The 24,060-nt window shown below is 32.1% G+C and carries 21 protein-coding genes; 13 read left to right on the top strand and 8 right to left on the bottom strand.

The genetic code is table 11. The features are described from left to right. Positions 1-31 precede the first annotated feature (31 nt). From ACFFIX_RS00570 to ACFFIX_RS00555, 4 genes are all read left to right on the top strand, one after another. Positions 32-1,234 (top strand): glycosyltransferase, encoded by a 1,203-nt coding sequence (locus ACFFIX_RS00570; protein WP_378929377.1) that lies wholly within the window; start codon positions 32-34, stop codon positions 1,232-1,234. Positions 1,235-1,374: 140 nt separating this feature from the next. Further along, a complete protein-coding gene (locus tag ACFFIX_RS00565; protein WP_378929373.1) occupies positions 1,375-2,343 on the top strand; it encodes a polysaccharide pyruvyl transferase family protein in 969 nt (322 codons plus the stop codon). A 27-nt stretch (positions 2,344-2,370) separates the two neighbouring features. Next, positions 2,371-3,630: a peptidase gene (locus ACFFIX_RS00560; RefSeq protein WP_378929370.1), complete on the top strand. Its 1,260-nt coding sequence runs from the start codon at positions 2,371-2,373 to the stop codon at positions 3,628-3,630. Between the two features lie 28 nt (positions 3,631-3,658). Beyond that, complete coding sequence (locus tag ACFFIX_RS00555) at positions 3,659-5,200, top strand: lipopolysaccharide biosynthesis protein (protein ID WP_378929367.1); 1,542 nt, start codon at positions 3,659-3,661, stop codon at positions 5,198-5,200. A gap of 414 nt (positions 5,201-5,614) precedes the next feature. Here ACFFIX_RS00555 and ACFFIX_RS00550 read toward each other — a convergent pair whose 3' ends face one another. Continuing rightward, entirely contained in the window at positions 5,615-5,737 is a 123-nt protein-coding gene (locus ACFFIX_RS00550; RefSeq protein WP_378929364.1) for a hypothetical protein, read from the bottom strand. Between the two features lie 48 nt (positions 5,738-5,785). Continuing rightward, complete coding sequence (locus ACFFIX_RS00545; protein WP_378929361.1) at positions 5,786-8,323, bottom strand: right-handed parallel beta-helix repeat-containing protein; 2,538 nt, start codon at positions 8,321-8,323, stop codon at positions 5,786-5,788. Positions 8,324-8,958: 635 nt separating this feature from the next. On the opposite strand from ACFFIX_RS00545, the gene galE reads away from it, so the two are divergent. The 9 genes from galE (at position 8,959) to ACFFIX_RS00500 (ending at position 18,790) form a co-directional block, all read left to right on the top strand. Next, positions 8,959-10,017: a UDP-glucose 4-epimerase GalE gene (galE, locus tag ACFFIX_RS00540; protein ID WP_378929358.1), complete on the top strand. Its 1,059-nt coding sequence runs from the start codon at positions 8,959-8,961 to the stop codon at positions 10,015-10,017. Positions 10,018-10,426: 409 nt separating this feature from the next. Beyond that, a complete protein-coding gene (locus ACFFIX_RS00535) occupies positions 10,427-12,370 on the top strand; it encodes an asparagine synthase-related protein (protein WP_378929355.1) in 1,944 nt (647 codons plus the stop codon). A 4-nt stretch (positions 12,371-12,374) separates the two neighbouring features. Beyond that, positions 12,375-12,500: a paeninodin family lasso peptide gene (locus tag ACFFIX_RS00530; protein ID WP_378929352.1), complete on the top strand. Its 126-nt coding sequence runs from the start codon at positions 12,375-12,377 to the stop codon at positions 12,498-12,500. 523 nt (positions 12,501-13,023) lie between these two features. Further along, positions 13,024-13,938, top strand: a complete 915-nt coding sequence (locus ACFFIX_RS00525; RefSeq protein ID WP_378930332.1) for an HPr kinase/phosphorylase — start codon at positions 13,024-13,026, stop codon at positions 13,936-13,938. Further along, on the top strand, positions 13,931-14,233 hold the full coding sequence (locus ACFFIX_RS00520) for a lasso peptide biosynthesis PqqD family chaperone (RefSeq protein WP_378929349.1): 303 nt from the start codon (positions 13,931-13,933) through the stop codon (positions 14,231-14,233). The genes ACFFIX_RS00525 and ACFFIX_RS00520 overlap by 8 nt, the downstream gene beginning before the upstream one ends. Before the next feature lie 70 nt (positions 14,234-14,303). Next, a complete protein-coding gene (locus tag ACFFIX_RS00515) occupies positions 14,304-14,735 on the top strand; it encodes a lasso peptide biosynthesis B2 protein (RefSeq protein WP_378930330.1) in 432 nt (143 codons plus the stop codon). Continuing rightward, positions 14,728-15,924, top strand: coding sequence for a nucleotidyltransferase domain-containing protein (locus ACFFIX_RS00510; RefSeq protein WP_378929347.1), 1,197 nt, complete (start codon positions 14,728-14,730; stop codon positions 15,922-15,924). The genes ACFFIX_RS00515 and ACFFIX_RS00510 overlap by 8 nt, the downstream gene beginning before the upstream one ends. A 2-nt stretch (positions 15,925-15,926) precedes the next feature. Further along, complete coding sequence (locus ACFFIX_RS00505) at positions 15,927-17,726, top strand: ABC transporter ATP-binding protein (RefSeq protein WP_378929345.1); 1,800 nt, start codon at positions 15,927-15,929, stop codon at positions 17,724-17,726. Positions 17,727-17,809: 83 nt separating this feature from the next. Next, complete coding sequence (locus ACFFIX_RS00500; protein ID WP_378929343.1) at positions 17,810-18,790, top strand: metallophosphoesterase; 981 nt, start codon at positions 17,810-17,812, stop codon at positions 18,788-18,790. A gap of 95 nt (positions 18,791-18,885) precedes the next feature. On the opposite strand, the gene ACFFIX_RS00495 is transcribed toward ACFFIX_RS00500, so the two are convergent. From ACFFIX_RS00495 to ACFFIX_RS00470, 6 genes are all read right to left on the bottom strand, one after another. Then, a complete protein-coding gene (locus ACFFIX_RS00495; protein WP_378929341.1) occupies positions 18,886-19,992 on the bottom strand; it encodes a nucleotidyltransferase domain-containing protein in 1,107 nt (368 codons plus the stop codon). A gap of 14 nt (positions 19,993-20,006) precedes the next feature. Next, a complete protein-coding gene (locus ACFFIX_RS00490) occupies positions 20,007-21,809 on the bottom strand; it encodes an ABC transporter ATP-binding protein (protein WP_378929339.1) in 1,803 nt (600 codons plus the stop codon). Continuing rightward, positions 21,802-22,281, bottom strand: a complete 480-nt coding sequence (locus ACFFIX_RS00485; RefSeq protein ID WP_378929337.1) for a signal peptidase I — start codon at positions 22,279-22,281, stop codon at positions 21,802-21,804. Before ACFFIX_RS00485 ends, ACFFIX_RS00490 begins: the two co-directional genes overlap by 8 nt. Next, the gene (locus tag ACFFIX_RS00480) at positions 22,271-22,537 is read right to left on the bottom strand and encodes a PqqD family protein (RefSeq protein WP_378929335.1); all 267 of its coding nucleotides are present in this window, start codon (positions 22,535-22,537) and stop codon (positions 22,271-22,273) included. Before ACFFIX_RS00480 ends, ACFFIX_RS00485 begins: the two co-directional genes overlap by 11 nt. After that, complete coding sequence (locus ACFFIX_RS00475; RefSeq protein WP_378929333.1) at positions 22,506-23,324, bottom strand: hypothetical protein; 819 nt, start codon at positions 23,322-23,324, stop codon at positions 22,506-22,508. Before ACFFIX_RS00475 ends, ACFFIX_RS00480 begins: the two co-directional genes overlap by 32 nt. Positions 23,325-23,415: 91 nt before the next feature. Further along, positions 23,416-23,589, bottom strand: a complete 174-nt coding sequence (locus tag ACFFIX_RS00470; protein WP_378929332.1) for a hypothetical protein — start codon at positions 23,587-23,589, stop codon at positions 23,416-23,418. Positions 23,590-24,060 lie beyond the last annotated feature (471 nt).

The raw sequence follows: 24,060 nt of genomic DNA, 5'->3' as shown, positions 1-24,060 counted from the left end.
TTTTTCTAGACCATTTAATGAGAGGAATATTATGAAAAAGACTATTTTAATTTCCGTTTTTGACATGGAAATAGGTGGTATTGAACGAAGCTTAATTAATATGTTAAAAATCTTTGACTATAATACTTATAATGTAGATCTATTTATTTGTGAACATAAAGGGGATCTTATGAGACAAATCCCTGAACAGGTAAATATTATTCCCCAGATAAACAAGTATTCTGTTTTTAGAAAGCCTATTAAGAGATGTGTAAAAGAAGGGCACTATACGACTTCTATAATTAGAATAATTAGTAAGTATTTAGCAGATATAAAGTCTAAGTTAAGGAAGCTCGAAGAAGGCTCAGGTTATATACAGATGCAACTGGTGCAAAAATTTTCATCTTATTTTTTACCTAGAATAACCCCGAAAGAATATGATCTTGCCATAAGTTATGCATGGCCACACGATATTCTAGCAAATAAGGTTATTGCAAAGAAAAAGGTAGCATGGATCCATACAGATTATAGTAAATTAGAAATTGACAACGAATTAGACTTAAAAATGTGGAAGAAATTTGATCATATTGCTTCAATTTCCGATGAATGTACAAACTCATTTTTATCTAAATATCCTTCGCTGAAAGAAAAAATTATTCTTATTGAAAATATCACGTCTCCTTATTACATAAAGGAAATGGCACAAGAAAAAATAGCTTTCCCAAACAATGATGACGACCATTTTAATATTTTATCGGTTGGAAGATTGTCTTATGTAAAGGGTTTTGATAACGCTGTAATGGCGCTAAGGACTCTCCATAATAAAGGTTTTACGCATATAAAGTGGTATGTGATTGGATATGGGGGATATGAATTGGAATTAAAGAAATTGATTTCAAGTAATAATCTTAATGATAGTTTTATTTTATTAGGAAAGAAAACAAATCCGTATCCGTATATGAAAGCAGCAGACCTATACGTACAACCGTCTAGATACGAGGGAAAGGCTGTGACAGTGGGTGAAGCACAAATCCTTTCTAAACCAGTGATGATTACAAATTATGCAACATCAAAAAGCCAGGTGAAAGATGGAATTGACGGATGTATTACAGAGTTATCTGTAGAAGGAATAGCAGATGGAATAGAAAAATTATATAAGAATTCAGAACTGAGAGAATTCTTAATTACTAATTGTGAAAATAAAGATTTTAATAATCAGTTTGAACTTGAGAAGTTATATCAAATCATAAATTAAAAACTATAGGTAAAGTTGGTTCCGAAAGTATTTTAATACTTAATATATTAAATGTAATTGTTAGAATATCAATTGTTCATTATTAACTGTATAAAATTCAGAAGTAGTATAAATAAAAGATAAAAGAGAGGTAATAAGTAGTGGATAATGTTTTATTGTTAGATACATCAGTAGGTTCTCTCAATAAGGGAGACGATATAATAATGAAATGTGTAAGATTTCAACTGTCAGATAAAACGAAAAATGCATATGTACTGACATTGCCGACGCATGTATCTCCTTTTCATTGGTATCAAGTTGCTAGAGGCTCAAGTAGGGTAAAGATTTATAGTAACGCAAAATATAAATTTGTAGGCGGCTCTAATTTGTTAACAATGGATATGCTTACACACTTTCCTCAATGGAATATTAATCTATTTAATTATGGTCCTTTAAAAGGTAGTATACTGGTTGGAGTTGGGGCAGGTAAAGGAACGAAAATAAATAGGTATACTAAAATGCTATATAATAAGGTTTTGTCTCATGATAATATCCATAGTGTTAGAGATGAAAGAACTAAAATATTTTTAGAAGAAATGGGATTTAAAGCTTTAAATACAGGCTGTGCAACGTTGTGGTCTCTTACTCCAGAATTGTGTAAAGAAATTCCTACCAAAAAATCAGATTCAGTCATCTTTACACTTACATACCATTCTAAAGACTATATTAATGATCAACTATTGATAGACACTTTGAATAGAAACTATAAAAGTGTATACTTCTGGATCCAAGATTCTAAAGATCTCAAATATTTAAATACCTTAAGCAATATTCAGAATATTAATATTGTTCCTCCAACAGTAGATGAGTATGAAAAAATCTTAAATACAGATATTGACTATATTGGAACTCGCCTACATGGTGGGATATTTGCAATGCGGCATAAAAAGCGTTCAATTATTATATCAATAGATGAAAGAGCTAGTGGAATGAATGAAACGTATAATCTTAATATTATAAATAGAAGCGAACTTAGCAAGCTTGAAAAAATGATCAATTCAGAAATTATAACAGATGTAAATGTTAATTTTGATTTGGTAGATAAATGGTTAAATCAATTCAAAATCTAAAATATGCAACGAAATTTGGAGGGTAAAATGAACAGTATTATTCTTGATCAAGTCGTCGTAAATAATAACAGAGTTGACTATTTTTTTAGTATTAAAGGTAACTTGCAAAAATACTTTAAAAAAGAAAACCATATGTTTCTTGAGTATAACTATAATATTTCAGGTATTCCCAAAAGTGTATTATCTATTCCGTTTGTTTCGAATGTAATTCCACTTATTTGGATTACAGACTCAACAATACAAATTGACCAATTGGATAAATCGTTTCATGATTGCCTAAATAATATAAAAATGGCATACCAAGATATGTTCTCTAAAATTGAGTTTAAAGGTTCGATAGTTGTAAATAAAATAGTTACAAATACCTTTATACCTGAACGTGAGGCAGCATCTTTATTTAGTGGGGGACTTGATGCACTTACTACTTTTATAAGAATAAAAGATAAAAATCCATTGTTAATAACGGAGTATGGTTGGCATGAGAACGACATTAAATATAGTGATGTTTGGGAAGCAGATAAAGAAAACGCAGTTATCTTTGGTAAAATTTATGGGTTAGAAAACAGTTTAATACAATCAAATTATGGCACTTTTATAATTGCTACGGAAATTAATCGTGAATATAGTAATAAATTAGGAGATTCATGGTGGCATGGGTTACATCATGGCTTAGCTATTATTTCAGCTGCAATACCAATAGCTTACATGTTAAAAGTAAAGTGTATTTATATAGCAAGTTCAAACTCCCCTTTATATAAAGTCACTTGTGCATCCGATCCTACAGTAGATAACGAAATAAAGTTTGCCTCTGGGATGATATTTCACGATGCATACGAACTTACTAGACAAGACAAGGTCAAGGTTGTAGTTGACTATTATTCTGGTAGTAAGGAATCTGTAGATATTAGAGTTTGCTTTAAAAATGAAGAAAACTGTTGCAAATGCGAGAAGTGCTTAAGAACGATCTTTGGCATTGTTGCAGAAGGAGAGAATCCTAATGATTACGGTTTTGCTCTCCCTAATAATATTTCAGAACATATTAAAACAAGTTTAAATGATGAAGTAAAATTTTTTACTGATACATTTATTATTATGTATTGGATTAGAATTCAACATAGAATGAAAGAGAATTATAATAATGTAATGTATAGAGATATTCTCGACTGGTTTATAGATTATGATTTCGCAACAGAGCGTAAAAAGGCATTACTAAAATATAGAGTTACAAATTTATTTCCAATTCTTAAAAGAAAAATTACCAATAAAGTGAATAGAATGTTTGCTTAAAAATAAGTAAAAATAGAAGGTAATTGTGATGAGAATACAAAATTCGTTGAAAAATATTTTATTTGGTGTGTCTGTGCAAGTTGTCAGTGCATTTATGGGTTTCATTGTTAGGACAGTTTTTATTTATACTCTTGGCATAGAATACCTTGGTTTAGAGGGGCTATTTACAAGCATATTAATTATGCTATCACTTGCAAATCTTGGTTTTGACACTGCTATGATTTACAGTTTATATAAACCCATAGCCGAAAAGGATACTTATAAAATACAGGCACTTATGAATTTATACCAAAAGGCTTATAAACTTATAGGTATAATTATTTTATTGATTGGATTATCGTTATTCCCCTTTCTCCCATACCTAATGAATGGTAAAACTACAATTGAAAATATAAATATTATTTATATTTTGTTTTTACTTAACTCAGTAGCATCATATTATTTTGTCTATAAACACTCTATTATTATTGCAGATCAGCGTAATCATATTATATCTAAAATACACTGTGTTTTTATCATTATATCTAACTTGATTCAAATTATTTTACTATTGAGTATAGGGAATTATATTGTAGTACTCATAACCCAAATAATATTTAGAATTATTGAAAATGGATATATTGCAAATAAAGCAAACATTTTATACCCGTACATAAAAGAAAAAAATAATGCGAAGTTAACTAATAAAGAGAGGAAATTATTTTTTGAAAATTTATATGCACTAATGTTATACAAAATTAGTGGTGTCGTAATTAATGGAACTGACAATATAATAATTTCCATATTTGTTGGGATAACTTCTGTAGGAATTTACTCAAATTATTTTTTAATCTTAGCAACACTATCTACTTTTTTAGGCTATATGTTCTATTCAATTACAGCTAGCGTTGGAAACTTAATTGTAAAAGAGGATAATGAAAAGAAATATTTCATCTTTCGTGTGCTGAACTTTGCGAATTTTTGGATATATGGTTTTTGCGCAGTCTGTCTCTGGAATTTAATTAATCCTTTTATAACAATATGGCTAGGAGAGCAGTATGTATTTAATAAGTATATAGTATTTGCAATAATATTGAATTTCTTTACTGCTGGAATGCAAGATGCTTCTACCACATTTAGAGAGACGACTGGTTTATTTAAAAGAGGAAAATATAGACCAATTTTTGCAGCTGTAATCAATATAGGAGCCTCTATAATTCTTGCAATAGAAATAGGAATAGCGGGTGTATTTTTAGGAACTGTTGTTAGTAGGTTGTGTATATATTTTTGGTATGACCCTTATGTTATATATAAATTTGTTTTTAATAAGTCGGTTAAAACATATTTCTATAGATATATGTGGTATGGAGTGCTAGTTTTCCTTTCTATTATAATAACTGATAGTCTTGGTAATGTACTTTACGCGGATTCATTTATTAACATAGTGATACGAGGAATTTTATGTTTGCTAATTCCTAATATGATTTTCTTATTTACGTTCAGAAATACAGAAGAATTCAAATATTTATTGAGTATTGTAAGTTCATTAACTAAAAAATTGACTTCTAAGAAGTTCGCTAATAATGATTAATAAAATTCTCCACAATATCTATTTTCGGAAGATTAATGTCAAAAACTATAGAAATTGCGCAAAAAAATCCTTTAATGGAATTAATATGGATATTAAATAGTAAATCCTAATACGAAGGACTCTACTATGGACTTAATCCATGATTATCTTCATTTGACAATGTGTTAGCCAAATGAATTTTGAAAAAGTTATGAGCATTAATGGACTGATATAAAAGGGCCTATAGATGATAGCATTATAGTATTATTAATAGGATAGACATTATACATTTCTTTCATAATCAATGAAAATGAAACCACCATCAATACAATATAAATTCATGCAGAAAATTTTCCGCTATAATTAAACCACAAAATGATTAGGATTCTGAAATCCATGTTCGTTTTGTGGTTTTGCTTTTTCATTTTCCCCGGATTAAAATGGTGCTAATTTAAGGTTTTCCTTGCCCTGTTTTTGCTTTTCAGCTGATTGATAGATTCCATCTGTACTCAAGTATTGAATTGAACTTAACCAATTCTCGGTGAGATATTGCTTCACCTTTTCTAAAGTAGAATCGTTAGTTTTTAAATAAAAAGGGGTTAGAACTTAAGTTTGTATCATTCCAAATTTATTAAATAATGATAATAATCCTATTTCTCTCCAAGTTACAGTGTTATCATTTACTGTTTGTCCGGAAGAAGTCGGAAATGAAGGGGGTGTTGGATTTGAAGAACCACTGTTTTGTGCTTGATAAACGTGGTCACCGAAGTAAATTATAGTTCCCTTTGTATAAGGCGTAGATGGTGTCCAAGTTCTATTATTAGCGTAGCCAGTGGTTGTACATATCCATCCTATAAATCCTCCTGGAGTAGGGTTAGTATTATATATTAAATCGCCTATAACATAATATCCAGATATAGGTTCAGTATTCATGTGGTAATATGGATCGAGTACACCATTTATAAAATTATTCATAAATGTTTCTTTATTACGTATGACATTAATTTTAGTCATAATATTATTTACAATTAAGACCTGGGGATTATTAGTTGTCTCATTAGAAAAAAGCTGTTTGTCTAAAGATGAATTTAATATATTATTTTCAATTGCAATTAAAGTGCCTGTAAAAGGTGATTTTATATCAAATAAGACCCTATTACTAAATACAGCATTAGGATATCTGAAAGTATTATTTCTGATGATCACTTGATCTGTGATGTTTTGGATGACTAAAAAGGAACTATCTTTTTTTTCAATAAAACAGCTCTCCATTTTAAAACTTTTTATATTATTAAGTGTGATTAACGGATTGTTTTGATCTGTATTTTTTATCCAACAATTAATAAATTCAACATCTGCATCAATAATGGATGGTGAACTATTAATTCCAAGTGTTGCAATATCTATAAACTTGCAATCGCGAATGGTAGATGGAGGAAAGCTAAAATGTTTACTGATATTTTTAAATATTAAATTATCAAAAAGCCACCCACTTTTAGGGTTGTTTAAATTATATATTGTATAATTACTATCATTTCCATCAAATGAGCAATTCATTATTATTTGCGGTTCAGATTTCAATACTAAAGTACTACTGAGAGAGCTAAATGTACTTAGTTTTACATGATCATTTAAAAATTTACAGCCATCTATTCTGACCGTGTATGGAACAATTTGATCTATAGTTAAGACAGAATTATGAAAAATAGAATCTTTTACTTCTATATTTCGACCATACCTTTTTATATTGTCGTTGTTTCCGAAAAAACAAGCTGTTCCATAGAAATGATTTTCTGAAATGATGACCTCACCTGAAATGGTAACGTTACATTGATGAAGGATATTGTTAATGAAAAATGACTTATCTGTAGGGGCATTTATCGCGACTGAAACATATTTAGCTACCTTATTGAAACGATTACCCGCGATATACATATACTTACCATTCGTAATTACAAGATCGTAACCCCAATTATCATGAAAGTTATTACGTTCTATATAAAAATGTTGGTTAAGATCATATCCATCTTCAATATCAATTCCGCCTTGTGGATCTGTTCCAGTATAAAATGTATCCCCACCAATGTGATGAATTTCATTATCTCTAATATAAATATGTTTTCCTCCAAGACTCATACCTTGTCTTCGACAATGATGGACATTTAATTTTTCAAAAAATATTTTTTCAGGATGTCTGTTAACTCTTACCAATAAATTATTCTTACTATCTGTAGGAATAGTATTTTGATACAGAACTACTTTAGCGTAACTAGCATCTTTTGGTTTAGGAACTTCATCAAAGAATTGAACTTTTTCAATTGAAGAATGAAAGGAATCATCTGAATTATAAAAAATAACATCATAAAATTCTGCAAAAATGTCAGAACCTAAATCACCATAACCACCACCATATATCCCCCAATGGCCTGCCTCAACAATATATGGATTGTTCATTAAAACTTTTGTTGTAAATCTAATTTTTTTTGAATCTGTTATTGAAGAGCCATCTCCTAAACTAAATGCACCCTGTTGTGCACTTGATTGTCTCAAGTAATAGGGGAGAGATGGAAATGTGCCTCCAGCAATAATAGCATCTCCTGTGAAGTTATAAATATCTAAATTGTCTACAGATATAAACCTACAATCTCTGTATACATTAATTCCTACTCCACCTTCATGAGTATCTGAGTCTACACCATCTATTACATATATATGTGTATCTCTATCACCTTTAATTACACCATTAGTAATGCGAGAGAAAATTACATTATCAAATTTAACAACCTGGTATTTTTCTAAACTATTGTCTTGTATTTTTAGAATAGCACCATTTAAATTTAATGTCATAAAGCTTTTAAGTGTGATGGAACTAGTTTCATCGATTAAATACGTTCCTTTAGGAAGCATAACTTCACCATAACCATTTGTTGATGCCCAATCTAATGCATTGTTGATTCCAAGAGTTGAATGAAACGCATCTGTCCCATCATTTTTTATTCCCCATCTTTCTAACTCAATCAGATAAGAAGAAAAGTTTATATTTTCTGGAATCCATTTTGCATTATTACTATTATAACTTAGAACATTACCACTTAAAGGAGGGCTAGTCGTTAAATCTACATCTTCCAAATCGTCAAGATTCATTTACTATTCTCACCGCTTTCTTGTATATACTTTATATTATGTTGGATAAAAAGTTTTGATAAAGCGAATGAACTATTATATAGAAACAATTATTTATAAATTAAGTTTGTCTATGAGATACACTTTATAGCTAAAATGCTGAGCTTTGTTATTCAAAGACTTTTAAGATTATTAGCATAATCATATTTGAATGCATTATTTAGCATCTATTCCGTATTCCCCAACGATGAGAACAATCTCTAAAGACATAGTAAAGCATTAGATCTTTCGATATTATTTTTCCAACCTACTATATAGATTTCGATCTAAAAAATCTGACTATATAAAGTAGTGAAAATAGGAATGTATATCTTTCACCTAGAATAGCCCGTTTTTTGATTAAATTAGTTGATAAAAAATCATCTGGAGTGTAAAATAAAATTAGTTCTTTATAAAGAACAAAAATAACTTTGATCTGAAAGTATATTTTATTCTTTAGGGTAAAAATAGTAGATCTCAATATTTAAATTCTAGTCAGTAAAAATGCTATGCGACGTTGAAACTAATCGTTCTTTATTAAGAATTTATATTTTAGATTTTTCCCAAAATGGGTTATAAAGATTGATTTAAAACTGAGCTTATGGAGGTTGAAATTTATGACAATCTTAATCACAGGTGGGGCTGGTTATATTGGCTCTCACACTTGCGTAGAATTATTGAACGCAGGATATGAAATTGTAGTACTTGATAATTTATCAAATAGTAAGATAGATTCGCTTGATCGCATAAGAGAGATTACCAAAAAGAATCTTAAATTTTATCAAACAGATTTGCTGAACAAAGGGCAACTAAAAACCATTTTTTCTGAAAACGATATAGAAGCTGTCATCCATTTCGCGGGATTAAAAGCAGTGGGTGAGTCAGTTTTGATACCTCTACATTATTATCACAACAATATCACTGGAACCCTAATCCTTTGTGAAGTTATGGAGGAATTCGGAGTCAATAAAATGGTTTTTAGTTCATCAGCAACAGTTTATGGTATACAAGAACAGGTGCCACTCTCTGAAAATTTACCTCTACAAGCAACAAACCCATATGGAAGAACAAAACTAATGATTGAAGAAATATTACATGATGTATATATTTCCAATAAAAATTGGTGTATAGCTATGTTACGTTATTTTAATCCAGTAGGAGCTCATTCTAGTGGACGGATCGGTGAAGATCCTAATGGTATTCCAAATAACCTTGTCCCCTATATCACTCAAGTCGCAGTAGGGAAATTATCTGAACTTAACGTTTTTGGTAATGACTATACCACTCATGATGGAACAGGGGTAAGGGATTATATTCATGTCTTAGATCTTGCTGCTGGCCATTTAAAAGCCCTTGAAAAGGTCATGACAACATCAGGTGTTAGTGCGTATAATCTTGGGACTGGTAGAGGATACAGTGTAATGGACATGATTCATGCATTTGAAAAGGTGACAGATCGAAAAATCCCCTATCGAATAATTGATAGGAGACCTGGAGATATTGGTATAAGCTATGCTGATCCGACAAAAGCCCAAAGAGAATTAAATTGGATTGCACAAAAGGGACTCGAAGAAATGTGTTCAGATTCTTGGCGATGGCAGTCTAACTATCCAAACGGATATGAGATAGATAATAAAGAACAAAAGGAACAAAAGGAACTAAATGTTATAAGATAATAAGAAATAAACATCGAAATTTAATTATTATTTGGTGTTCATGATCTCTTATTGCTTATTAGTTATGTTTTATTCATTAGGAATTTCATACAGTCCTTAAAAGGAATCTAGAGGCTAATTAAAGAAAAAAATTTTTGTGAAATATTCTCAAAAAACATTGTGTTCGTTAAAAAAATATAGTAATGTTCTTTATATAGAATTTAAATAGTGATAAAGTATTACATAAAAAGAAGATAAAATAGATGTCTGCCTAAATTAAAGGTGTTAATTAAGAGAAGAACATATATGTTGAAGTGATACTTTAAGGATTTCTCATAACCAATAGTTCTTTAATGAGAACAACGGTAGATTGTAAGTTTGAGAACATATCTAATCTTATAACACTTATTCATGCGCGGGAGAGGGAAATATGAGTGCAATAGCCGGAATTTATCATTTAAACGATGAACCAATAGATATACAGCAAGGAAGAAATGTAATGAATGCTTTGCAGAAGTTTCCCGCTGATGATGTTCAAGCATGGCATAAAGAGAATATTTTTCTTGGCTGCCATGCACAATGGATTACCCCAGAATCAGTGGGTGAACAATTGCCTTTTTATGATAATGAAAGACAAATGGCGATAACTGCTGATGCGATCATTGACAACCGTAATGAACTATTTGAGAGACTACAAGTAGAACGGTCAATTAGAAATAACATGTCTGATAGCATGTTAATTTTACTTGCTTATCAAAAATGGGGAGAGGAAGCACCAAAGTACCTAGTAGGTGATTTTGCCTTTATGATTTGGGATGAAAGACAGCGTCACTTTTTTGGTGCAAGGGACTTTTCGGGAACTAGAACGCTATATTTTTATAAAAATGAATCCAAATTTGCTTTTAGTACAATTATCGAACCACTTTTTACCTTACCTTATATTGAAAGAACACTAAATCAGCAGTGGCTTGCCGAGTTCATAGTTATACCAGTAACATCTGACTCTGTCTCGACAGATGCAACAGTATATAAATATATTAAGCAGATTCCTCCTTCTCATACAATTAAGGTCTCAAATGGTAGAGTTGAGTTTTCTAGGTATTCTAACTTGGTTACAGGAGAGAAGTTAAAGTTAAAATCAAATCTAGAATATGAAGAGGCATTCCAGGAAGTATTTCAAAAAGCGGTAAATTCAAGGTTGCGTACCCATCGACAAGTTGGGGCTCATTTAAGCGGAGGTTTGGATTCAGGTTCAGTGGTTAGTTTTGCCGCAAAAGCTCTAAAAGAGAAGAATAAAAAATTACATACATACAGCTATGTCCCTGTTGATGATTTTGTTGATTGGACACACCGGTATAGGGTTGCTAATGAGAGACCGTTAATCGAATCAACTGTTAAATACGTTGGGAATATTTCTGAACAGTATTTAAGTTTTCCAGAAAAAAGTCCATTTTCAGAAGTAGACGATTGGCTAGAAACGATGGAAATGCCATATAAATTTTTTGAAAATTCTTTCTGGGTCAAAGGAATTTATGAGCAAGCTAATCAACAGGGAGTTGGAATACTTTTAAATGGGCAAAGAGGTAATTGGACTGTATCTTGGGGACATGCACTAGATTATTATGCGGTACTTTTGAAAAGGTTAAATTTCATTCGCTTATATAAAGAGGTAAATTTATACAGTCAGAATATAGGTGTCAAAAAATCACGAATTATGAAATTCATTGGAAAAAAAGCATTTCCAACTACTTCAGGTATGCTTTCATCTCAAAAACAAGCCCAATTTCCAGAATGGATTAATCCTGATTTTGCCATAAGAACAAATGTTTACACGAAGCTTGAAAAACATGAGATAGATATAAAAGGTACATCTGTTTCTGATGTCTATAAAATTAGAAATAATCAGTTTAATCAACTACATTTCTACGGTCTAAGCGGTACGATGGGGACAAAATTATCTCTTCGTCATTCCTTATGGGAACGTGATCCAACAAACGATATAAGAGTGATTAAATTTTGTTTATCTGTTCCAGAAAATCAATATGTTCAAAAGGGTATAGACCGTTCTCTTATACGGCGTTCGACGAAAGGGTATTTACCCGATAACATTAGACTTAACCAACGATCTAGAGGAATTCAAGGTGCAGATGGTGTTCATCGTATGAAGCATTCTTGGTACTCATTTATTGAGGAGCTTCAACAGCTTTCAACTGACTCTATGATGACGGATCTTGTAAACAGAAAGGTTATTGAAGTTGCAATAGAAAAGATTAAGCATGAACCAAATCCTAACCTTGTTTATGAGTTCGAATTTAAGATCTTAATGCGCTCTTTAATTCTTTATCGATTTTTTAAAAAAATTGAAGGGAGGTGATTTTATGAAAAAGAAATGGGAAACTCCAGAATTAGAAGTACTTAATATCAATATGACAATGGCAGGACCAGGAATTAAAACTCCAGATCTAGTACAGGATGACATTGATGAAATGGTACATTATAGTTAATTATTAAAATTTAAAGATGTATTTCGAACGCCCTTATACATTTTTTGTGTAGGGGCTTTAAAGTTAATAACTACTATTGCGAAAAGTGTTTGCGGAATACTCCCTTTGTAAAGACTGTCTTAATAAATGATAACTAGATGCTCTAATTAAATTATAAATTGGTCCATAAATTATTACATCCACTTACAAAAACTATTTCTTCATTTCTTCTTCTACTTATAGTCCACTAAAAATGGTTGGAATAATAAAAAAGTTATGTTACTTATTCTAAGTCGTCAGCATTTTTTTATAGATTGACACTATTTCAGAAAGATGGTATTTTTGTCTTACGGGTGTTCTTTATAAAGAATAAAATGTCACATATAGTTGTTCTTTATAAAGAATAGTCAGTATGGACTGTTTATCATTTATACTACCATCAGTAAGTAGCTTGAGGCTCAGGGGAATTGGGTTTTAAATTTATTTTAAAAATGATTTGTATAATATGGGGGAACTTTGATTGACGACAGATCTTACAAATAAGATGTTCTACAAAGCTTTTGGATTGAATGTTTCGAGCGAAATTTCTCTACCGGAATTACCTCAGATTATAGAACAAGGTTTAGTTGAAGTTGTTATTAAGAAGGCAGATCTTACTTTGTTATGGGAAGAATTAGCTGGTGAAAGCAAATATTTTGTTATTAAAGAAGATTTAATTCTGTTTCATCTTCCTGACAACGCTATTTATATGATTCAAAAGGGAAAAGAAATTTATTATTCTCCTATGGATAATGCACATGAAGATCAAATCCGACTCTATCTCCTTGGAACTTGCATGGGTGCTCTGTTGATGCAGAGAAAGATACTTCCATTACACGGAAGTGCAATAGAAATAGACGGTAAAGCATATGCAATTGTAGGTGATTCGGGTGCAGGCAAATCAACTTTAGCTTCTGCATTCTTAAAGTTAGGGTATCAACTCATTAGTGATGATGTGATACCGGTTACTCTTAGTGAACAAAATATTCCGATGGTGACACCAGCTTATCCACAACAAAAATTATGGTTAGAGAGCCTTAATCAATTTGGGATGGAATCGAATCACTATCGTCCAATCATTGAAAGAGAAACCAAGTATGCCATTCCCGTCTCTGAGCAATTTGCTTCAAGGTCACTGCCACTCGCAGGTGTATTTGAATTAATTAAATCAGAGTGTGATGAGATTGAACTTAATCCTATTCAAAACCTCTCCCGATTACACACATTATTCAATCATACATATCGTAACTTTTTCATTGCCCCTTCAGGCTTAATGGACTGGCACTTCAGCACAACTGCAAAAATGTGTGAACATATCGATGTCTATCAATTACGACGTCCGACATCTCGATTTACTGTAAGTGATTTAACAAGTTTAATCTTAAATTCATTAACTAAGGAGGAAAAAGTATATGGTTAAAACTCAACCACTTTCAACCACTCATATTGTTAGCCAAGGGGAAGGGAATATTGTAAGCGATATGGATGGTGAAAAAGTAATGTTAAGCATTCAGAATGGAAGGTATTACAACTTAGGTGAAATAGGTGGAGTGATATGGGACCAAATTAAAACACCAACCTCAATTGATCAATTGGTGAATTCTTTACTCACACAATATGAAGTAGATCAAAGTGGATGTGAGGAACAGGTTACGTCCTTTATAAAATTACTAAATGACGAAGGTTTAATTAAGGTAGAAGAAGCAACCACTTGATAGATTGCTAGTTTGATTTTTTCTAGAAAGGGACAATGAGATCTTGAATAAATTAAAGATTTTTATATCAATGGATTGGAAAACAAAGGGATTTCTATTAGAATCTCTTTTCTATTTAGGGCTGGGGCGATATCTTAAAAGTATTCCTTTTTCAAAAGTTGCCCCTTCGTTAGGCCAGCACATGGAAGAAACGACTTTTGATCCATTTGTGTCGAATAAAAAGGTTTTATCTCGTGTATCTCAAGCCATTCATATTATGAGTCGTTATACGATCTGGGAAAGCCAATGTCTTGTTAAAGCAATCGCAGCAATGAAAATGCTTGAGAAACGTCAAATCGAAAGCACGCTTTATCTAGGAACTGCTCGAGATGAGTCTGGTGAATTAATAGCACATGCATGGTTGCGCAGTGGTCCTTATTATATTACTGGCTCTGAAGAAATGGAGAAATTTACAGTTGTGGGTAAATTCGCCAAAAAAGTTGGAGGCAACCGAAATGTCTAACCTGTTCAATCTCAATACAGCAAATGTACCTAAGGAATTAAAGTTAATTCTTGAGTTACTAAAGAACAGCAATCATGACCATCTTAGAGAAAATCGTTTAGAGCTATTTTCAGGTATTGATTGGGACCTCTTTATTAAACAGTCCATGCACCACCGTTTATTCCCAGTCCTATATTCAAAGTTAAAAAAAGTGGACGAACATTTAATTCCAACTTATGTTATTCAACACCTATCCCAAGAATACAAACGAAATACATTCAAGATGCTCCACTTAAGTGCAGAAATGGAGAAGGTTAGTAGAATTTTCACGGAGAATACGATCCGTCTGCTTTTCTTAAAAGGACCAGTGATTGCTCATGACTTATATGGTGACATTTCTCTACGTACATCAAGTGATTTAGATTTTTTGATTCCAATTGGAGAACTGGAGAAAGCGGAGTCGATCTTAGTAAATCTTGGTTATGAAAAAGATGATTATATTAAAACAGTCTTAAATGATTGGACTTGGCGACATCATCATACTACCTATTTTCACCCTCAAAAACGAATGAAACTTGAGATTCATTGGAGGTTAAATCCAGGTCCAGGACTTGAACCAAGTTTCAATGACTTGTGGAAACGAAAAAGGAAAAGTAAGCTTACAACCTATCCAGTTTATTTGCTAGGGAAAGAAGACTTATTCTTATTCCTCGTCTCACACGGTGCTCGTCATGGTTGGTCAAGACTTCGTTGGTTGTTAGATATTCACCAAATGACAGAACAAGACATCAATTGGAAAAAGATGAACAGGTTATTAAAAACCTTTCATTTTCACAATGTAGGGGCGCAGGCACTAGTTTTAACTACAGAACTTTTAAGTTCTAAAAAAGTAGATGCTATGAAGCCTTTACTAGAAAATAAGCGTTCTTGCAATTTGGCACAAGAGGCGATATTTTACCTTGAAAGAATGGTTAATTTACATACTGATCCCGTTCCTGAACCTGTATCTAGGTATCATACACGCCATCTATTTTCATTAATGACCGCAAGACAAAAGGTATTGTTTGTTTTGAGCTTTCTGCATCCATATCCTGAGGATGCGGAGACTTTGCCATTGCCAAAGCAGCTGCACTTTTTATACTTTCCTTTACGTCCCTTTATTTGGGCATGGGGAAGACGAGGAAGAAGGCATTACCCTAGGGGGAACTAATCTTGACACATGTTTTTTACTTTTTAAAGCAGATCCATTCATATGCAGGAAAAATTCTTTATATAAATTTACTAGCAATGGTGTTTATTAGTTTGCTAGATGGCATTGGGATTTTATTATTAATTCCTATGATTAGTATGAGTGGGATTGTGAACCTAGATGCAGGTAATACGCAGGTTTCTGAAATATTTACATTTTTGCAAGACATTCCAATTACATTAGGTTTGCCTACCATACTAGCAATTTATGTATTAATAGTTATTGGACAAAATTTATTACAACGCCATATTACAATTCAAAATACAAAAATTCAACATGGCTTTTCTCGTCACTTACGTGTAGAAACGTATGGATCTTTGTTACATGCTAATTGGGATTTTTTCATTAGAAATCGAAAATCGGATCTTATTAATTTACTAACAGCAGAAATTGCTCGTTCGAGTGCAGGAACACACTCATTTTTGCAATTTATAGCCTCACTTATTTTTACATTCATTCAAATTGGTCTTGCTTTTTTGCTTTCTCCGAATTTAACGATTTTTGTATTATTGTGTGGTTTAGTCCTAGTTTTTTTAAATCGTAAATTCCTAAAAAGTTCCCTAGCGTTAGGGAACAGAAATTACATATTAGGTAAAGATTATCTTGCAGGTATAACCGATCAGATTAACGGAATAAAAGATATAAAAAGTAATACTTTAGAAAAGTCAAGGATGGACTGGTTTCGTACGATTACCAGTGGGATGCAGGATGAACAAATTGAATATTCCAAGATGAAAACAACTTCACAAATGTACTATAAGATTGCTTCGGCAGTGTTAATTGCTACGTTTATTTTAATTGCCGTAAACATGTTTAATGCTCAGGCTGGTCAGTTAATGCTAATCATCATCATTTTTTCAAGATTATGGCCGAGAGTTGCTGGTATCCAAGGTTCGCTGGAGCAAATTGCAACAACAATTCCCGCATTTAAAGCTGTTAAGGCTTTGCAAGACGAATGTAAAAATGCGAAAGAATTCACTCCTAAAGAAACCAAAGATATTAAGCCAATTCAAATTAACCAGAAAATTGAATGCCGCAATGTGTGGTTCTGTTATCATCAAAACGGTTCAACTTCATATGCTCTGGAGGACATTAATGTGGTGATACCTACTAATAAAATGACTGCCTTTGTTGGTCGATCTGGAGCTGGAAAAAGCACGTTGATTGATTTACTAATGGGTCTAAACCAACCAGAAAAAGGGCAAGTATTAATAGATGGTAAACCTTTAACAAGTGAAAATCTGCTATCACTAAGACGGGCAATCAGTTATGTCCCACAAGATCCTTTTCTCTTTAATGCAAGTATAAGGGAGAATTTGCAAATGGTCGTTCCAGATGCAACTGAAGAACAGATGTGGGATGCTTTGGATTTTTCTTCTGCTGCTGAATTTGTTAGTACGCTTCCACAAGGTCTAAATACTCTTATTGGAGATAGAGGGATACGACTTTCAGGAGGAGAAAGACAGCGCATTGTTTTAGCTAGAGCAATCTTACGAAACCCTTCAATACTTGTGTTAGATGAGGCAACAAGCGCACTTGATACAGAAAATGAGGAGAAAATTCAACAAGCGTTAGATAGGCTAAAGGGAAGGATGACAATTGTTGTTATTGCCCATCGCTTATCAACGATCCGTAACGCTGATCAAGTTGTAGTATTGGATCGGGGCTCCATTATTCAAAAAGGGGAATTTGGTCAGCTTGCAAAAGATAAGAGAAGTGTGTTTGGCCATTTATTAAGTAACCAAATGGAAGCAAGTTTATAACACTCACTAAGGTACTAGTGGGTATTTTCTTTTAAAACTTTATTAAATAAGTTGTTTGGTACTAAATTACTGGAGAGATGTGAATGAGAAAGTCAGGAGTAAAGGTTTTGTTATTTATTTTGTTAGTATTTGTTGTTCTAGCTATATATACCGTTTGGGACAATAACCGCATAAAAGTATTAGAACAAGAAATTGTAATCGATGATCTAACAGAAGAGTTAGAGGGTTTTACTATTCTTCAAGTAACAGATTTACATGAAAAGGAATTTGGTAAAAACCAAGAAAAACTGATAAAGGAAATTAACAGCCTTAGATATGATGCAATCGTTTTTACTGGAGATATGTTGGTGAGTGGTTTAAGTGAGAATTATCACCCTTATTATACACTAATAGAAGGCATTAATAATAAGGAAAATGCCTTGTATATTCCGGGTAATTCAGATCCTAACAATTACGAAATGCCCTCTGAACAGACTTTTCAAAATCATGATTTCATAAAAGGAATGGAAAAGCGAGGTGTGAACCTTTTAGAGTCTATTCATAGTATTAAGGTTGGTTCAGCAAACGTCCATTTTGTTGATTTTGAACTATCCATAATAAATCCTAAAAGGGGTTTTGTCATCAGAGGTGCAAATGCTAACAATGCATCATTTGCGAAGCACCAACAGAATTTGCTCAATGAAATTTCATTCTTAAATCCCTCAGAAGATTCAAATGCCTTAATAGCACTAAACCACTATCCAATTGTTGATGCACGAATCAATACAATTAAAAATGATCCGCTATATGTTTTTCGCGATTACGATTTAATTATGGCAGGTCATTATCACGGGGGACAATATCGTTTACCTTTTATAGGAGCTTTCTTCGTTCCTGAACCGTATTACGAAAATAGCGGGTTATTTCCGCCAAAAGATCGAGTAAAGGGACTGTGGGAGTATGAAGGAACTAAACAATATGTAAGTGCAGGATTGGGGAGCAGTAAGACGATTTCCTTTTTGAAGTTTCGATTATTTAATACTCCTGAAATTAACGTTTTGACACTAAAAAAAGCTTCAGAATGAAGCACAAGTTTAACAATACTAGGAGTTATCCATAAAGGGATTTTTAAATTTGCACGAAAGTATTAAGAAGAAAAAAATGTTTGTTTCTTCCTCATTCATTCTTTCATAGATTTAACAACTCCTAGGAATCTTCTTTTATATAACCTACTATACTCAATGAGTAGGTTCTTTGATTTAATTTCAAAACCTAATTCTGTCATTAAGTCATTTCTAGTAGGGGATATCCATTGACTAAACGCAAGAAACCGATGCCTTACTGTATCAAAACTAAAAAACTGATAATCAAAAAAATCAGCGTATACCTTTACATTTCTATAGGTAGAAGATTTAATTGCTTCGTACTGCCACCACAAACCCGTTCTTTTATTTATTGGTAGCTTCTTGATTTCCTCTAAATGTGGAAATACATGATAAACAATTGATAGGGTACGTTCCATTCTTTTTAGGGTTTTATGAGATGTTGCATCCCTGAATAGTGAATCAAGATCCAGACTATCCCCTAACACATGTACCATTTGGACAATATCTATAAAATGCTTCATCGAATCTAAGTTATGTCTCCAGGCATGAAGACAGATAAAATAGAAAGTATGATAATCTGATAGTTCTTTAATATGTGAATACTGACTCATAGGTATTGCTTCGTTCCAAAATTCCTCTATGTTAAGATTCGAAGTATCTTCTTTTAGTATATTCCAGTGAATTTCAACTGAAAGGGGAATGGCTGACCCCGGTAATTCTTTACTAAAGCTACAATGAAAATGATTAGGAGAACATTCTTCTTCCACTATATACCCCAACTTCTTTACACTCTCAATGGCATTTCTTAAATCGCTTGGCATGATTAAAAGATCAATATCCGATGTTCCTCTAGCAGCTAAATCCCCAAAGTATTTTTCAGAAAAAAAGACACCCTTTAGTGGAATTGCTTCTATGGCTAAGTCATCAAAAGCATTGAGTATTTCTTTTGTCTGATTTTTAATAAAAAGATTTTGTAAGAGAACTTGGTTGTATGATTCCTTTAATTGATTCTGAAAGAGTAGAGGAGTTTTATCAAGTTGATTTTGTTGTTTTAATTGTGAATATACTTGAGGGGATATGGAGAAGTACTCTATATCCCCTTTTAACTGATGATAAATTTCAGTATCACTAGGTAATGGGGTATTGTTATCATAGATGGCTTGTAGAAAGTTTATAAGCATATTACCTTCTCCTTTTAGTTGGATATAACGGATAAGTGTGATTCTGAGTTAGTTTGATTGGTTAAAAACTGTGTTTGAGTAAGCTTGCGGTATAGTCCATCTTGAGACATTAGTTCTTCATGCGCTCCTTGTTGAACAATCCTTCCTTCATCCATAACAATAATCAAATCAGCATGCTGGATCGTTGACAGCCGGTGGGCAATCACGAGTGTTGTCTTGTTTTTCATTAGTCGATTCAAGGCTTCTTTTACTTGAAATTCTGACTCACTGTCTAGGGCAGAAGTGGCCTCATCAAGTAAAAGGATAGGTGCATCCTTTAATATTGCCCTGGCAATAGCGATACGCTGCTTTTGTCCACCTGATAAACGAACACCTCGTTCACCTATTTCTGTGTCATATTGGTTCGGAAGAGACATGATAAAGTTGTGAATGTTGGCATTGATTGCAGCGTTAGTTATTTCTAAATCTGTTAGATTAGGACGGGCTAATAGGAGGTTTTCTTTTATTGTTCCACTGAATAAGAAGGTTTCTTGTGCAACATAAGCAAAGGAGCTTCTTAATACGGATGGCGATATTTCGTTTATTGAGACATCATCCATTAAAATTTGACCGGATTGTGGTTTGTAAAAGCCTTGAATCAAATTAAAAAGCGTTGTTTTTCCGGCTCCACTAGGACCTACAAAGGCAACTAATTTTCCTATCGGGATATTTAGATTAAAATTACTAAATATTGCTTTTTGATCATCATAGCTAAAATGAATATTATATATATCAATGGTTTTGGGTAGAGTCTGCGCTTTATAGTATGATGGCAATTCATTTGTTTCTATGTTTTGATCTAACACCTTTGATATTCTTTCGACAGCAGATGCAGAACTTTGAAAACTTCCCCATTGGCTTGCAATTCCAGTTAATGGCCCCGTCGTATATTGCATTAGTGTCACAAATGATAACAAAGAACCTACTGAGATAGTTTCATTCAATACAAAATAGGCACCTAAGCATAGACTGAGAATATATGTAAATGAATTGATTCCTTGTGCACCAAAATTGAAAAAACCGTGAAGTTTTGCATTTTTTATTTCTAAATCGTATTGATCTTTTGTTTGCCTGTGGAACTTTTTTAATAATATTTTTTCAAGTAGAAATGAACGTAACAACGATATACCGTGAAACACTTCATTTAAATTACTATTTATATTTCCTACTTGATCGAAAAGAGCACGGCTATTATTTCGGATTAAGATACCAAAAAATGCACCTCCTAATATTCCAATAGGGGTAACTAGAAGGGTCAAAATTGATAATTGCCAATTAATATTTACCATATAAATAAATGCAGCAATCAAAGTTAAAGGGATATGAATTAACCCAAGCAAATTACTTCCGATAACTCCATTGATACAATTTATATCATTAGTGAAATGTGTTAATAGGTCGCCAGTTCGTGTGTTTGAAATGTTTTTCATAGGTAATAACATAATATGTTTAAGTAGTGTATTTTTTAGTTCTAGTTTTATTTTGTTTGTTACCATAGATTCTATGTATGTATCAAAATAGCTTACGATCAAATTTACGATTATAATTGAAAATCCAATTGGGACTAACCATCTCATTTGATTAAAATCACCTTGAACAGCTGCATCGGTTATTTTCCCTATGAACCAAGCGAAAGCTACTGTCATAGAAACACTAAATAGTAAAAGTAAGAGTAGCACTGAATAAAGCTTCCGATTTTTAACAATATATGGGCCTAGTAATGAGAAAGTTCGTTCAATATCTTTAAAATTAAAAAGATGTTTTATTCTACTATGCATCATGAGGAAACTCCATACTTAATTTTTTTAATACTTTATTAGTTAGAAAACGTCTTAAAACTTTCGTTAATATTGGGAATTTAATAATTACCCAACCCCAATAGGTTACGGAAAAGTCAGTAAGATAAAGTTTCGATGTTTTTTTCTGAATCATTACAAGCTTTCCAATAATTTGTTCATGGAATATGGGGTCGTCTAAATGTAAATTTGTGTCGCCTTTTAAAATGTAATGTACTTTATCATTTGTTTTTAGTTCCTTATAAAAACGATGAGCAACTAATTGTCCAGATGAGGAGTGGTATAAGATAATATCTCCACGTTTTAATGAATCTATTTCAAATGAGACAAATCTACAAATTTCCCCTTTCTTTATTAATGGAAACATACTAGTGCCATGTGCTGGTAAATCAATCCATCCATATTTTTTCATTGTATTTATTAAAAGAAGGATGGTTTCGTTATTAAACTTCACGCTGAATCAACCCACAATCAATCAATTCTAATAAGAATGCATTTACATATTTAGAAGCTTCCTTATCATCAATATCATACTTTTCATGTATAGATGCCAAAAGAGAGTTAATTGTTTGAGGCTTTTCAAGTAAAGACCAGCAAAAACCTCCAGCTTCATTTAGCTTTGTAACTGTGTATTCATTAGTATTTAAAATAATCCATTCTCCTTCCATTTGAACGGTCTCATAAGAGTTCTTTTGAACATAAGTATTCATTAGGAATCATCTCCCAGAAGGTATTGTTTTTTTGAAAGTAAAATTCATATACTGGTATGTTGTCAACTAAATTCTTTAAAAGGTAAAAGATACTTTTTGCTTCTTCTGAATCATGGGTCCAGAAAAAAACCTTATCCATTAAATTGAGAATCCCGTTCGATTTCTTCATTTCAATTTTTTCATTTATTAGTGACTGATGTAAAAGGTGTACACTTGAAAGCGGAATAGGTTTCTCAATTTCAATTCCCTCTATTTCACTACGAAATGGTGAATGAAATACTGTTACTTTTTCCTGTGTTATTTTCACTATGGTTGCTTCGTCTGAAAGTAATGGTCTAGGATAGGATAATTTTGCAACAGTTGATTTGCCTGCACCTGACTGACCAGAAAAAATGTAAGCCTTCTGTTGTTCAATAACACATGATGAATGAATTAAAAGACCCCAGTTCATATGTACAATATAAGAGCTATATAAATTCATTAAAGCATGCTTCAATGCAAGTTCATTATGAATAAACATTTTGGCCTTGGTATAATCAGAATTCACTTCGATAAAATAATCCGCACGGAAAAAAGAAATATTATTCTCTTTCTTTTCTATCTTTACTTCATAATCAACAAAAGGAACCCCGAATCCGAATTCAATTGTTACTTCCATATTCTGTTTAGCAACTAAATTCGTATTATTAATCAAAATGAAACTTTTTCTGAAGAATGCTTTAACTTCTGTTGACTCACTAATAATCTGAAAAATATGTTCGCCAATTTTTATATCTTGTTTATGCATTTATTCGACTCCTAGAAATATTAAGAAATCTAACTCTAATTAAGGTCAATAGTGTTAAAACTATTGACCCCTGAATTAAATAGTAGCTACATCAACCTTGCCCGGTTGCTTTACCACAACCTGGTGATTTTCCGTTGTTGGTTTGATGATTATTAGGTGGGATTATCCCTTTGCCAGGATTACAACTCTGAGCCGTCTCAAATCGAATCGGCTGATGACTTAACACCATAGGCCGTGCATAATTTTCTTCAACATATAATTTCACATTTTCACCTCCTTAATTCATAGCAAAGTAACTATACTTTATAAAGAACAAAGAGATCAAAAAAAAGACTATGTACTTCAAGGTTTACTGCTAAATAAGAATTTATCGTTCTTTATAACATTATAAATATAATTTCTGTTTATTAAAAGAGTTAAATTTCGACAAATTTATATTATCGAATAGACGTAGGTCGATACTGTCAGAAGGGGGATAGAATAAACGGATTATTTGCTAGTGTTCAAAAACAAAAAACTAAGAAAATCAAAGGATAAGAGAGAAAAATAAAGAAAAGTACTTATTTTAAAGGAAAAGTAAGGGATTTTAGTGTTCTCAATAAATGGATAACTATTATATACTGAAACTAGGTCGTTCATTAAAAAGAACGTAAAGTAAAAAGGAAACCAATTGAGGAAAAGGAATTCGCTCATCCTCTATAGTCAAATACAAAAATTAAATTTTTTTGCTCTAGAT

This window comes from Metabacillus herbersteinensis (assembly GCF_042433335.1).
GTDB classification, from domain to species: Bacteria; Bacillota; Bacilli; order Bacillales; family Bacillaceae; genus Metabacillus; species Metabacillus herbersteinensis.
Note: the sequence above shows the minus strand (reverse complement) of the source record. Positions and strands in the feature narration are given on the sequence as shown.

What these genes read in the sequence shown, in the direction of transcription:
- ACFFIX_RS00570 (WP_378929377.1), top strand. Translation starts at nt 32, where the DNA reads ATGAAAAAGACTATTTTAATTTCCGTTTTTGACATGGAAATAGGTGGT.
- ACFFIX_RS00560 (WP_378929370.1), top strand. Translation starts at nt 2,371, where the DNA reads ATGAACAGTATTATTCTTGATCAAGTCGTCGTAAATAATAACAGAGTT.
- ACFFIX_RS00555 (WP_378929367.1), top strand. Translation starts at nt 3,659, where the DNA reads ATGAGAATACAAAATTCGTTGAAAAATATTTTATTTGGTGTGTCTGTG.
- ACFFIX_RS00545 (WP_378929361.1), bottom strand. Translation starts at nt 8,323, where the DNA reads ATGAATCTTGACGATTTGGAAGATGTAGATTTAACGACTAGCCCTCCT.
- galE (WP_378929358.1), top strand. Translation starts at nt 8,959, where the DNA reads ATGACAATCTTAATCACAGGTGGGGCTGGTTATATTGGCTCTCACACT.
- ACFFIX_RS00535 (WP_378929355.1), top strand. Translation starts at nt 10,427, where the DNA reads ATGAGTGCAATAGCCGGAATTTATCATTTAAACGATGAACCAATAGAT.
- ACFFIX_RS00530 (WP_378929352.1), top strand. Translation starts at nt 12,375, where the DNA reads ATGAAAAAGAAATGGGAAACTCCAGAATTAGAAGTACTTAATATCAAT.
- ACFFIX_RS00525 (WP_378930332.1), top strand. Translation starts at nt 13,024, where the DNA reads ATGTTCTACAAAGCTTTTGGATTGAATGTTTCGAGCGAAATTTCTCTA.
- ACFFIX_RS00520 (WP_378929349.1), top strand. Translation starts at nt 13,931, where the DNA reads ATGGTTAAAACTCAACCACTTTCAACCACTCATATTGTTAGCCAAGGG.
- ACFFIX_RS00515 (WP_378930330.1), top strand. Translation starts at nt 14,304, where the DNA reads ATGGATTGGAAAACAAAGGGATTTCTATTAGAATCTCTTTTCTATTTA.
- ACFFIX_RS00510 (WP_378929347.1), top strand. Translation starts at nt 14,728, where the DNA reads ATGTCTAACCTGTTCAATCTCAATACAGCAAATGTACCTAAGGAATTA.
- ACFFIX_RS00500 (WP_378929343.1), top strand. Translation starts at nt 17,810, where the DNA reads ATGAGAAAGTCAGGAGTAAAGGTTTTGTTATTTATTTTGTTAGTATTT.
- ACFFIX_RS00495 (WP_378929341.1), bottom strand. Translation starts at nt 19,992, where the DNA reads ATGCTTATAAACTTTCTACAAGCCATCTATGATAACAATACCCCATTA.
- ACFFIX_RS00490 (WP_378929339.1), bottom strand. Translation starts at nt 21,809, where the DNA reads ATGCATAGTAGAATAAAACATCTTTTTAATTTTAAAGATATTGAACGA.
- ACFFIX_RS00480 (WP_378929335.1), bottom strand. Translation starts at nt 22,537, where the DNA reads ATGAATACTTATGTTCAAAAGAACTCTTATGAGACCGTTCAAATGGAA.
- ACFFIX_RS00475 (WP_378929333.1), bottom strand. Translation starts at nt 23,324, where the DNA reads ATGCATAAACAAGATATAAAAATTGGCGAACATATTTTTCAGATTATT.